Source organism: Zunongwangia profunda SM-A87, from assembly GCF_000023465.1.
Classification (GTDB): Bacteria; Bacteroidota; Bacteroidia; order Flavobacteriales; family Flavobacteriaceae; genus Zunongwangia; species Zunongwangia profunda.
The window spans coordinates 2,713,257-2,725,685 of record NC_014041.1 but is presented as its reverse complement, the minus strand read 5'-3'; the positions used below and the strand labels follow the sequence as shown (position 1 = coordinate 2,725,685).

Genomic DNA, 12,429 nt, shown 5'->3' with positions numbered 1-12,429 from the left:
TATTGCTGGAAGCTGTACAAATACTAAATAAATACTGGGGACACAAAGCGTTTAGACCTTTACAATGGCCCATCATCGCCTCGGTTTTAGAGGGTGAAAATGTATTGGCTTTGCTTCCTACTGGCGGCGGTAAATCTATATGTTTTCAGGTTCCGGCTTTACTGCGAAGCGGTATTTGTATTGTGGTTTCTCCGCTTATCGCCTTAATGGAAGACCAGGTAAGCAATTTGCAGGCAAAAGGGATAAAGGCCATGAGTCTTACCGGTGGTATTTCTTTTAACGATCTGGATAAAAAATTAGATAATTGCATTTATGGAGATTATAAATTTCTATACCTATCGCCCGAAAGACTTCAAATGGAGCTGGTACAGGAACGCATCAGATTAATGAATGTAAATTTGATTGCTGTAGATGAAGCTCATTGCATTTCGCAATGGGGACATGATTTTAGACCTGCCTATCGCAATATCAATATCTTTAATGAACTAAAACCAGAAGTACCTTTAATTGCTTTAACTGCAACCGCAACTCCCCAAGTTATTGAAGACATCAAAGAGCAATTACAATTACCAGATCTTAAGCTACATAAAAAATCTTTTTACAGACCTAATATCGCCTATAACGTAGTTTATGCTGAAGATAAATTTTATGAAGTAGCTAAACTTTTAAAATCTGCAGAAGAAACAGCTATTATTTATGTAAGAAGTAGAAATGCTACCACTGAAATTGCCGGTTATCTGCAATCACAAGGCTACAAAGCCGAGGCCTTTCATGGCGGAATGAAACAGGTTGCCAAAAAGAAAAAACTGGAGGACTGGCTTCAAAATAAATTTAGAATTATGGTCGCCACTACCGCTTTTGGGATGGGGATCGATAAACCAGATGTTAGGCATGTAATCCATCTTAACTTGCCAGAAAATTTAGAGAGTTATTTTCAGGAAGCGGGCCGTGCCGGTCGTGATGATAAGTATGCTGAAGCAACAGTAATCACCAATAAAAGCGATATTCCGGTTTTAGAGAATCAATTTTTAGCAAGGCTGCCTTCCATTCCGGAAATTAAAGAGGTGTATAAAAAAGTGCTCGCCTATTTTAGAATTGCTTATGGAGAAGGTGAACAGGAAGTTTTTAATTTCAACTTTAACCTGTTTTGCAAACAATACCATTTTAATATTCATAAAACTTATGCTGCTTTACAAATTTTAGAACGTTGTGCCATCCTTAAATTAAGTGAAGAATTTCAGAAACGTACTGTAGTGAAGTTTGAAGTTTTTCCGGGTACATTAAATAGCTATCTAACCAATCAACCTGAGGTTTCTGAATTTACCAAAACCATTTTAAGAACCTATGGTGGTGTCTTTGAAAATCTCACAGCTATAAACCTGGCTTCTTTAGCTGAAAAATCAAATATTTCTGAAACCGAAGCTTTACATCTGCTCCAGAAACTGGAAAAAGATGAGATTATTGAGTTTGAATATGCGCAACATGATGCCTCTGTTACTTTTTTAGTACCCCGGGAAGATGAACGTACTCTAATCCCGCATCTCAGGTTTATCGAGCAATACCTTCAGCACAAAAAAGAAAAAATAGCACAGGTTCTGGACTATATCGCCAATAAGGAAAGTTGCCGCAGCAAACAGCTTTTAACGTATTTTGGAGAACAGGAAATTGAAGACTGCGGACTTTGCTCGGTTTGCACAAGAAAAAAAACCGGAAAACTAACCCGGGAATTGATGAATATCATCTATTTTGAAATTATAAAGATGTTAAGAAATACTGAAAAATCTTCAAGAGACCTGGTCACCCAACTACCTTTTTCGGAAGAACATATACTGGAAGTTTTACGACTTTTACTAGAAAAAAACAAAATAAAACGAACACCTACAAACAGCTATAAAATAAATTAAAATGAAAGACTTACGCATACTATTTATGGGAACGCCAGACTTTGCCGTAGAGGGTCTTGCCAAAATTATTGAAGCCGGCTACAATGTTGTGGGTGTAGTTACGGCTCCTGATAAACCAGCCGGTCGTGGAAGAAAGTTAAACCAAAGCGCGGTAAAAAAATTCGCATTAACAAAAGACCTGCCTGTTTTACAGCCAACTAATTTAAAGTCTGATGATTTTGAAACTCAGCTTAAATCATTAAAGCCCAACCTTCAGGTGGTGGTTGCATTTAGAATGTTACCTACAAAAGTTTGGAAGTTTCCAGCATACGGAACATTTAATTTACATGCTTCAATTTTACCGGAATACCGTGGAGCGGCGCCTATAAACTGGGCGGTGATCAATGGTGAGAAGACGACAGGAGTCACTACTTTTTTCATCGATGACAAGATAGATACTGGCAATATCATCCAGTCCAAAGAAATTGAAATCGAGGCTACAGAAAATGTAGGATCTGTTCACGATCGCTTAATGAAACTTGGTGGAGAATTAATTGTAGATACCCTTAAACTCATAGAAATTGGCGAAGTAAGAACCATTCCTCAAAATAAAGAAGAAGATCCAAAACCGGCCCCAAAATTAACCCGCGAAAACACCAAGATCGACTGGAGTAAAGATACTATCACTATTTATAACCTAATACGAGGCTTAAATCCCTACCCTGCTGCCTGGTGCTATTTTCAGAATGATGAAAAATTGAATGTAAAGATTTTTGATTGTGAAATCGCATTAAAAGATCATAAAGAAAAAGTGGGAAAGCTAAGTGTTGAGAAGCACCAAATTAAAGTAGCTACCAAAGATGGTTATATCTTGATTAATGAAATTCAACTACCAGGTAAACGTAAAATGAATGTAAAAGATTTGCTAAACGGCTTAACGGTAGAAAATGAGGCTTACATGCTCTGAGCCCTTACGAATACTGAAATCATAAAAAATCAATAAATTTGGCCTACAATTATTAACATTTTGCCAAAGTTATCAACAAAGTTTCCGTTTTCCCTTGCCATTACTTGCATAGGCGATAAATCCATATAAATTTGTAAGAGCAATTAAACAGAATGTTTAACCAACAATTATTTAAATTCAAATTATGAACAAAACAGATTTAATCGACGCAATGGCTGAAGATGCAGGTATTTCAAAAGCTGCAGCTAAAAAAGCATTAGAATCATTTTTAGGAGGAATCGAAACATCTCTTAAAAAAGGAGACAGAGTTTCTCTTGTAGGATTTGGATCTTGGTCTGTGTCTAAAAGAGCAGCACGTGAAGGTAGAAACCCACAAACAGGAAAAACTATTAAAATCGCTGCTAAAAATGTAGTGAAATTTAAAGCTGGTGCAGATTTACAAAAAGCTGTAAACTAATAATTATCACTATTTTAGTTAAAGTATTAAAGCTTTCCTCTTAGGAAAGCTTTTTTTATACATATTTTTTTAATATTTATTGTAAGGTTAGGAATAATTAGTTAGATTAGTTAAAAAGTATGCCTATGATTGCACTTAAACCCTCTAAAGGCCACCTTTTAATCGCAGAACCTTCCATTATTGGGGACATATCCTTTAATAGATCTGTAGTGCTTTTGGCCGAGCATTCTGAGCGTGGGTCTGTTGGATTTATTCTTAATAAGGTGTTGGATTTCACCCTAAAAGATTTAATTCCAGGCTTAAATGTAGATTTCCAGATTTATAATGGAGGTCCCGTAGAGCAGGATAATCTTTATTTTATTCATCGAGTCCCAGATTTGATTCCCGATAGTGTAGAAATTGCAGATGGCATCTACTGGGGAGGAAATTTTGATGCTGTAACCACTCTTATTTCCCAAAATATGATCGATGAAAATCAAATAAGATTTTTTCTGGGATATTCTGGCTGGGATGCGGAACAATTGAATAATGAATTAGATTCAAATTCCTGGATCGTAGTCACTAACGAAGATCAAAAAAGCATTATTGAACGCCCTTATGATTCATTCTGGAAAGATCAGATGATGCAGCTAGGTGGCGAATATGTTTTATGGTCTAATGCTCCAGAGAATCCTAGTTATAATTAAATAATTAGATAAGATTCTTATTCTACCTGGCCTAACCACTACTCTAACCCAATCTTGCCTTTGCATTTAGTTTGGCTAACAAATCTTTTGCCACGGTATTAGTATACTCTTTTTTACGATATTTGGATATCGGCTGTATCCCTACGATTACATTTGTGATAAATAGCTCATCTGCTTTTTGTAATTCGAATGGTGAAATCGATACTTCTTCAAAATTATATTCCTGCAACTTTTTGATCATATTTACCAACTGCTTTCGTGTAATGCCGTTTAAAGCACCATCGGTAAGTGGTGGCGTTTTAATACGATCCCCTTTTACCAAAAACAGGTTACCATTTAGTGCTTCTACAACAGATTTTTTTTCATTAACCAGTAAACAGTTGTTATAATTATTCTCTCTGGCAAAAATACCGCCAAGCACATTTACAGCTTTATTATTGGTTTTTATTGTTGAAAGCAAACCAGCGTTGATATAATGATCTTTAAAAAGTTCAACTTCATAAAAATCTTCATTAAGCGTATAAAAAGAATGCTCAATTTCTGAGGTAAGAATAAAATATTCGATATCTCTTACCTCAGGAGTATATAAACCACCCTCTTTTCTGAATACAGAAAATTTAACCCGTACAGGTTTGTCCTGAAGGTTATTTTCTTTAATAAGATTAATAATTTGTTCTTCTAAAAATTCTGGAGAAAACTCATTGGGAATTTCCATTCGCATAATACGCATAGAAGCCATCAATCTAAAATAATGATCTTCCCAAAACATTACTTTTCCGTTGATCACCCGTATGGTTTCAAATACTGAATCCCCATAGGCATAACCACGGTTTGTAATCGATAAACTCGCTTCGTTTTCTTGTAGTAATTCTCCGTTAAAATTGATCATAAAAAAGCCCCGATTAATAAGCGGGGCAAAGGTAAGTTTTAAATATCGAATATTAAACCGATCCTAATACCTGTTTTAGATCTGAAATCATATTTTCCCAAAGCATTTTACCTTCTTCTACCTCATCTTCATCCTCAGCGAAATCGGTAATCATTATAGAAACATCTTTAGTGATATCGTCTACCTGAATACGAATTTCAAAATAATATGGCGTGCCTTCTTCTTCAGCCCATCTAAACTTTACACGCTCATCACTTTTTTTGCTCACAAGCTTAGCCTGCTCTTCGCTACCTTCCCAGATAAAAGTAAATAATTCTCCGCGTGAATTCACATTATCAGCATACCACTCGCTTAATCCAGAGGGTGTTGATATGTATTGATATAGTAATGAAGGAGAAGCGTGAATTGGAAATTCCATTTCGTACTTTATCTTATCTTCCATTTTTCGATTTATTAGTTTCGAGCAATATATATATTAATTGGTAACATTAAAAGAAAAGATTTTAAATATTTTTGAAAAAATTATTTGCGGCATTTTAAATTGTTGTTATATTTGCACCCGCATTTGCAACACAGTGTAAATGTTTTGTGATAGCAGTAATACTGCACTATACGGCGAGATAGCTCAGTTGGTTAGAGCGTCGGATTCATAACCCGGAGGTCCCGAGTTCAAATCTCGGTCTCGCTACTAAGAAAATCAAGGCTTCACAGAAATGTGAAGCTTTTTCTTTTTACACCTAGTACAGAATAAGTACAGAATTTCAGCTTTTTCAAATAAATTAAAAAGAGTAGTTTAGAATAATCTTATTTATTAGCAATTGAGATGAAATTTTAAGTTTTTTTCCTAAAATTTAATCGAGAAAATAATAACTCTTACGTCATATTCTAAGTTTAGTACCTAATATCTTTTTTAATTATTCCATTACTAAGTGGCAGATTTCTAAATTTCTACCAAATTTTAAAGTTTTACTTTTCTTTTATGGGTTTAATCACATTAACCGCATAAATAGAGAACATAGTGCGACAGGATTCGAATCTTTCTTAAAAATCCTTTTAAGTCCTCAAATTATCATTAAAGCTAAAATGAATTTACCATTATAGAACACGTTTTCTTATGCTTTTATACTTTATAGGTCAACAGAACTACCTCTATAAAATATTAAAATGACTTCTTTTGGTTGATATTAAAAAAATATTCCTACATTTGCATACCAAACGTTCGGTTTTATGAAGGACTCTAAAGGACAAATATTAAAAACCTCATTACTTCTTTTTTTACAAAAAGGATTTAAAGAAGTGACGATGAAAGAAATTGTAAAAAGTTCAGGGTTTTCAAAAGGAGCTTTTTATCATTATTTCAGTAGTAAAGAAGAGGTCTTTAAAGAAGTGATAGACGTTTATTTCAGTCAAATGCTTCATCTCAATTACAATAATTTACCCTCCAATTCTTTACAATCATTTTATCAGGCTAATCTGGAAATTCTTCAAGAGCGGGATAATATATTGCAAAGTTGGTATAGGGAAACTTTCGAGGGAGATTTCCCCAATAATATGTATTACATTCTATTTGATGCCCTTCGCCTATTACCGGAAGTTAAAGAACAACAGACCAAGAGGATTCAGGAAGAATTGAAGGCCTGGGAAAAAGTCATCACCAATGCACTGACTAACGGAGAAATCAAAACTACGTTTTCACCTCAAAATTTGGCAAAGCAATTTGTATATAGTAGTGATGGAATTGCAATGCATATGATAATGATAAGTAGTTCTGAAAAACTTTTTAAGGAGGTAAAGGAAATCTGGGACAGTCTTTACGAAAGTGTAAAAGCTTAAAAAATTTTATACTAATACATACCGAATGGTCGGTTCAATCAATGAAATAATGACTTTTTATAAGAATGACTTTTTTTTAGTTGTAAACATACCGAACAGTCGGATTAAATATAAATAAAATGATAAAATACAGAAAACTTTTACTCCTTTTCGGAGTACTCCTTACTTTTCTACAAGCGAATGCGCAGAAATCCAAGGAGCTATCTTTAAAAGAGGCATTGAATTATGCACTTGAACATAAAGCGGATGCTAAAAAGGCAGCGTTGGATATCTCCAAAAGCGAATATCATATTCAGGAAAAAAGGGCGGAAATATTGCCTACCGTCACATTGGATGGCAACCTGATTAATAATCCTATTCTTCAGGAAACCGCCTTACCCGGTGAAATTCTTGGAGAACCCGGCACCGTAGTAATGGCTCCTTTAGGTCAAAAATGGAATGCCGATGGGGGAATTAATTTAACACAGAAACTATTTGATCAATCGGTGTTTATCGGATTGAAAGCGGCAAAATCTAGCCGGGAGTTCTACCAAATCAATCAGCAACTTACCAAGGAAAATGTAATCGAAAAAGTAGCTTCACAATATTACCACACCCTTATTTTACAAGCCAATCTGACTACGGTAGATACTACCTATCAAAATACCGTAAAGATTCAGCAAATCATTATAAGTCAATTTGAAAACGGACTGGCTAAAGGAATAGATGTCAAGCGTATTCAGGTAAAAGTGGCTAACCTTCAGGCGCAGCAACAAGAACTTCAGAATTCCATTCAAATCAGTAAAAACACCCTCAAGTTTTTAACCGGTTTACCTATGGAGATGATGATTACTGTAACGGAAGAGTCCTCTCCCCGCTTACCTCAAAATGAAAAAGAAGCTTTTGACTTCAGTTCACTCAACGCTTATCAATCGCTAACGAAAGAGAAAGAGTTACGCAACTATGCGTTACAGGAAAGCAAGGCAGCCAATTATCCTACCCTTAGTCTTAGCGCTCAGTATCATTATCAGGGGTTAGGCGATACCTTCCCCATTGGAAAGGATGAAACCCAGCAGGTGTACTGGACGGATTATTCCAGTATCACCCTTAACCTGCACATCCCTATTTTTTCAGGATTGAAAACACGCGCTAAAATAAGACAGGCACAATTAGATGTAGAAACCCTTCAACTGGACATAGAAGATAAAAAACTATCGCTTCGGGCAGATTTCGAAAACGCGAAAAATCAAATCAGAACTAGTGAAATTACGATTGAAAATCAGCAGCAAAATGTAGTACTGGCCAAAGAAGTCGTGGAAGATATTCAGAACAACTACACCAACGGACTCGCTCCACTAACTGATGTACTGGATGCCGAAACTTCCCTGATCGAAGCGCAAAATAATTATAACAAGGCGATACTCGATTATCGTCTGGCACTACTCGACTATTTAAAATCAAAAGGCGAATTACAAACCCTCTTAAAATAAGCAAAAAATGAAAAAAATAATATACACTATACTCATTGGCACCATTGTCCTTGGTGGGGCTATTTACCTCCTTCTTTCCAATAAAAAGCAAAATCAGCAGGAAACCGCTTTGATTACTCAAAAGAACGACGCTATTAGCGTTAAGGTAGATACGGTAAAACGTATTACCCCACAACTCAGCTATAGTAGTAACGGAACCTTTAAACCGGAACAGGAACTCATCGTCACCCCAGAAACTTCAGGCACCATTTTAAAAATTATGGTCAAAGAGGGCGATCAGGTACGGAAAGGCCAAACCCTGGCCTATCTCAAAAAAGATCAGGCCAATGTATTCTATCAGAATGCCAATGCCAATTACGAAAATGCCTTAGAGAATTATGAACGTTATCAACGGGCATACAAAACAGGCGGGGTAACCCAGGAGCAATTAGAACAAATGAAATTGCAGTTGGATAACGCAAAATCAAGTTTGGAAAATGCCAATTTGGATATTGAGGATACCCGCATTAAAGCTTCGATAAATGGTGTGATCAATAAAAAATTCGTAGAAACGGGAGCTGTTGTAAATACGGGTACATCCCTTTTTGAAATTGTAGATATCACGACTTTAAAACTTCGGGTAAGCGTCCCAGAACTACAGGTTTCTAATATTCGTGCAGGTCAGGAAGCGCAGATTCAATTAAACGTTTATCCCGATACCACATTTACCGGCAGCGTATCTTTTGTGGCCGCAAAAGCAGATGGTTCCCTTAATTTTCCGGTGGAAATCACCTTACAAAACAGCCAAGTCCATCCTATAAAAGCCGGGATGTACGCTACGTCCATTTTCAATTTTTCTTCCGAAGAAATACACCCGATAAGAGTTATTTCTCGCAATGCCTTTACCGAAGGTTTGGGAGAAAGTGATGTTTTTGTGGTAAAAAACAACCAAGTCCACCTGCAAAAAGTACGAACAGGTAGAAACCTTAATAATCAGGTAGAAATTCTTGATGGCTTACAAGTTGGAGACGTGGTTGTGACCAGCGGACAGATCAATTTAGAAAATCAATCTGCTATACAAATTATTCAATAAAAAAAGATATGAAACTAGCAGCAATACCTATCAAACGTCCTACAATTGTAGTGGTTCTTTTTACCATTCTTATTTTAGGCGGACTTTATAGCTACAGTAGGTTGGGCTATGAATTGTTACCCAAATTCAGCCTTAATTTAATTACTATTTCCACTCCATATCCCGGAGCTTCTTCCAGTGAAGTGGAAAATTCAGTAACGAAGAAAATCGAAGATGCCATCTCTTCGGTAGAAAATGTCAAAAAAATAGAATCGAAATCTTTCGAAGGACTTTCAACCGTAAGTTTAACCCTGACTTCGGATGCCGATGAGAATGAATCCTTAAATGATGCGCAGCGTAAAATAAATGCGATTGAAAAAGACTTACCAGACGATGTAGACCCCCCATCACTCAGCAAATTTTCGCTTAGTGATCTACCCATTATCACCATTGGTGCCACTGCCAATATGGAAGAAACCGCATTCTACGATTTACTGGATAAAAAAATAAAACCGGTACTTTCCAGCACCAAAGGCGTAGGCCAGGTCACTGTCATTGGAGGTTCCGAAAGGGAAATACAGGTAAATATTGATCCTGAAAAAGTAAAAGGCTTCAATTTAACATTGCCGCAGGTGGTCAGCATTATTTTGAGCTCCAATATTGATTATCCTACCGGAAATTTAAAGACCCGGCACAATCGGGTGCTGATCCGTTTATCAGGTAAGTATGAAAATGTGGAGGAGCTACGCAATTTGGTGGTGAGTTCCACCGATGGTATCCAGGTACGGGTACGTGATATCGCTGAAGTAAGGGACACCCAACAAGAAGTCACTAAAATTGCCCGGGTAAATGGCAAAGATGCTATTATAATGCAAGTAATGAAACAGTCGGATGCCAATGCTGTAGAAGTGAGTGAAGCCATTTACCGCAGTTTACAAGAAATGGAAGCGCAATATGCCGGCAATCAGGTGAAATTGCCTGTTGTAGATGACAGCAGTGAATTTACCTTACAGGCATCCGATGCTGTAATGCACGATTTAATATTAGCAGTGGTATTGGTCGCCGTGGTAATGCTGTTTTTCCTGCATACCATACGTAACGCTTTTATTGTAATGGTTTCCATTCCCGCATCTCTTATCGCCACGTTTATCGGGATGTACCTCTTGGGATATACCCTAAACCTGATGAGTTTATTAGGACTTTCGTTGGTGGTGGGTATTCTGGTAGATGATGCCATTGTAGTATTGGAAAATATCTACCGCCATATGGAAATGGGGAAAAACCGGGTTCAGGCCGCTTATGACGGGATGATAGAAATCGGATTTACCGTTTCTGCAATTACCCTGGTAATTGTGGTGGTATTTCTTCCTATCGCAATGAGTACCGGGTTGGTTTCCGATTTAATTTCCCAGTTTTGTGTTACCGTTATCCTGGCAACCTTATTTTCCTTACTTTCTTCCTTTACCATTGTTCCCTGGCTTTCTTCCCGGTTTGGGAAACTAGGAAAAATCACGGGTAAAAATTTCTTTGAAAGAATCATTTTAAGCTTTGAAAAAGGACTGGATAAATTCACCCATTTTGTAAGTGGTTTATTAAAATGGTCGTTGGTTCACAAAGGAAAAACCACCCTCATTGTGATGGTATTATTTATAGGTTCGTGTTCGCTTTTGGTAATGGGATTTATTGGTGGGGAATTCCTTCCTCCGGTAGATCGCGGACAGTTTGTGGTACAATTGGAACTCAACAAAGATGCCTCTTTGGAAAACACGAATCTGGCTACTCAAAAAGCGGAAAAAATACTGAGTCAACATCCTGAAGTTAACCGCTTAGTCACTACTGTGGGGCAAAGTAGTGACGGAACTGTGGGCACTCAGGAAACTCCTTTTAAATCTGAAATTACGGTAGCCTTAGTCGATAAAGCCAAGCGGAAAGATAAAACCACCGTATTTGCCGCCCAGGTGAAACGGGAATTACAACAAGCCCTGGTGGGGGTGAAAATTAAAACCGCTACGGTAAGTATTGTAGGAGGCGCTGATGACGCCCCGATATCCCTGACCATTACTGCTCCCAATTATACAGATGCCTTGGAATTTTCTAAAAAAGCGCTGGATTCTTTGGCAAAAGTTCCGGGAGCTACCCAAATAAAAAGCAGTGCAGAAAAAGGGAATCCTGAAGTACAGGTTTCCATAGACCGGGATAAAATGGCGGCTTTAGGGATTGGATTACAGGATGTGGGAATGGCTATGCAAACCGCTTTTAACGGCAATACCGATGGAAAATTTCGGGCTGGGGCTTATGAGTATGACATTAATATTAAATACAATGCAGGGCATCGGTTGTCTATTCAGGACGTGCGCGATATTTCTTTTGTGAATGCTGAAGGCAAAAGGGTGAAATTATCACAATTTTCGACTATTACGGAAGGTACTGGGCCTAGTTTTCTGGAACGTCGGGACAAAAGTGCCGCAGTGACTATTTCTGCACAAGCGGCAGGAAGACCTTCCGGCGATATTGCCGCCAATTGGGAAGAAGCTTTTGCCAAGATTCCACGAGAAAATGGCGTAAGTTATATCTGGGGTGGCGATATGGAAAACCAGTCGGATAGCTTCAGAACTTTACTCATCGCATTATTAGCCGCTATTATTCTGGTCTATCTTATTCTGGTGGTGTTATATGACAGTTATCTCTACCCATTGGTAGTGCTATTTTCCATTCCGCTTTCCTTTATTGGCGCTCTTTGGGCCTTGGCGCTTACCAATAATGCCCTGAACATATTTACCATTTTGGGAATTATTATGGGTATTGGCTTGGTGGCGAAAAATGCGATTCTTCTGGTCGATTTCACCAATCATCAGAAAGCCGAAGGGTTGGATACTTTTACGGCCCTTGTAAATGCCAATCACGCCCGGTTACGCCCTATTCTAATGACCACCATAGCAATGGTCATTGGTATGATTCCTATTGCACTGGCCAGTGGTGCCGGTGCTGAATTGAACAACGGACTGGCCTGGGTAATCATTGCCGGACTTATCAGTTCACTGCTACTCACTTTGATTGTGGTACCGGTAGTTTATTCCGCTTTCGATAAGCTGGCTCTAAAATTCAAAGGAAAAAACCACAATGCGGAGGCCATCAATAATTTGGTCACCTCAAAAAATTAAGGGGATGCCCACACGGCTTAAAGAAAAAAACGA

The 12,429-nt window shown here is 37.6% G+C and carries 10 protein-coding genes and 1 tRNA gene; 9 read left to right on the top strand and 2 right to left on the bottom strand.

All coding sequences use genetic code 11. From position 1 onward, the window contains the following. The first annotated feature begins 2 nt into the window (after positions 1–2). The 4 genes from ZPR_RS11990 (at position 3) to ZPR_RS11975 (ending at position 3,993) form a co-directional block, all read left to right on the top strand. On the top strand, positions 3–1,904 hold the full coding sequence (locus ZPR_RS11990) for a RecQ family ATP-dependent DNA helicase (protein WP_013071946.1): 1,902 nt from the start codon (positions 3–5) through the stop codon (positions 1,902–1,904). A 1-nt stretch (position 1,905) separates the two neighbouring features. After that, a complete protein-coding gene (gene fmt / locus ZPR_RS11985; protein ID WP_041578884.1) occupies positions 1,906–2,850 on the top strand; it encodes a methionyl-tRNA formyltransferase in 945 nt (314 codons plus the stop codon). Positions 2,851–3,034: 184 nt separating this feature from the next. Continuing rightward, entirely contained in the window at positions 3,035–3,307 is a 273-nt protein-coding gene (locus ZPR_RS11980; protein ID WP_013071944.1) for an HU family DNA-binding protein, read from the top strand. A 125-nt stretch (positions 3,308–3,432) separates the two neighbouring features. Further along, complete coding sequence (locus tag ZPR_RS11975; protein WP_013071943.1) at positions 3,433–3,993, top strand: YqgE/AlgH family protein; 561 nt, start codon at positions 3,433–3,435, stop codon at positions 3,991–3,993. Positions 3,994–4,036: 43 nt separating this feature from the next. On the opposite strand, the gene ZPR_RS11970 is transcribed toward ZPR_RS11975, so the two are convergent. Then, positions 4,037–4,882, bottom strand: a complete 846-nt coding sequence (locus tag ZPR_RS11970; protein WP_013071942.1) for an aminotransferase class IV — start codon at positions 4,880–4,882, stop codon at positions 4,037–4,039. Positions 4,883–4,934: 52 nt separating this feature from the next. Continuing rightward, complete coding sequence (locus ZPR_RS11965; RefSeq protein WP_013071941.1) at positions 4,935–5,324, bottom strand: START-like domain-containing protein; 390 nt, start codon at positions 5,322–5,324, stop codon at positions 4,935–4,937. Positions 5,325–5,496: 172 nt separating this feature from the next. On the opposite strand from ZPR_RS11965, the gene ZPR_RS11960 reads away from it, so the two are divergent. From ZPR_RS11960 to ZPR_RS11940, 5 genes are all read left to right on the top strand, one after another. Then, a tRNA-Met gene (locus ZPR_RS11960) sits at positions 5,497–5,570 on the top strand. A gap of 539 nt (positions 5,571–6,109) precedes the next feature. Then, positions 6,110–6,715 carry a TetR/AcrR family transcriptional regulator gene (locus ZPR_RS11955; RefSeq protein ID WP_013071940.1) on the top strand — a complete coding sequence of 202 codons (606 nt, stop codon included), beginning with the start codon at positions 6,110–6,112 and terminating at the stop codon, positions 6,713–6,715. 119 nt (positions 6,716–6,834) lie between these two features. After that, complete coding sequence (locus ZPR_RS11950) at positions 6,835–8,184, top strand: TolC family protein (protein ID WP_013071939.1); 1,350 nt, start codon at positions 6,835–6,837, stop codon at positions 8,182–8,184. A gap of 7 nt (positions 8,185–8,191) precedes the next feature. Beyond that, positions 8,192–9,256, top strand: coding sequence for an efflux RND transporter periplasmic adaptor subunit (locus ZPR_RS11945; protein ID WP_013071938.1), 1,065 nt, complete (start codon positions 8,192–8,194; stop codon positions 9,254–9,256). 8 nt (positions 9,257–9,264) lie between these two features. Beyond that, entirely contained in the window at positions 9,265–12,396 is a 3,132-nt protein-coding gene (locus ZPR_RS11940; RefSeq protein WP_013071937.1) for an efflux RND transporter permease subunit, read from the top strand. Positions 12,397–12,429 lie beyond the last annotated feature (33 nt).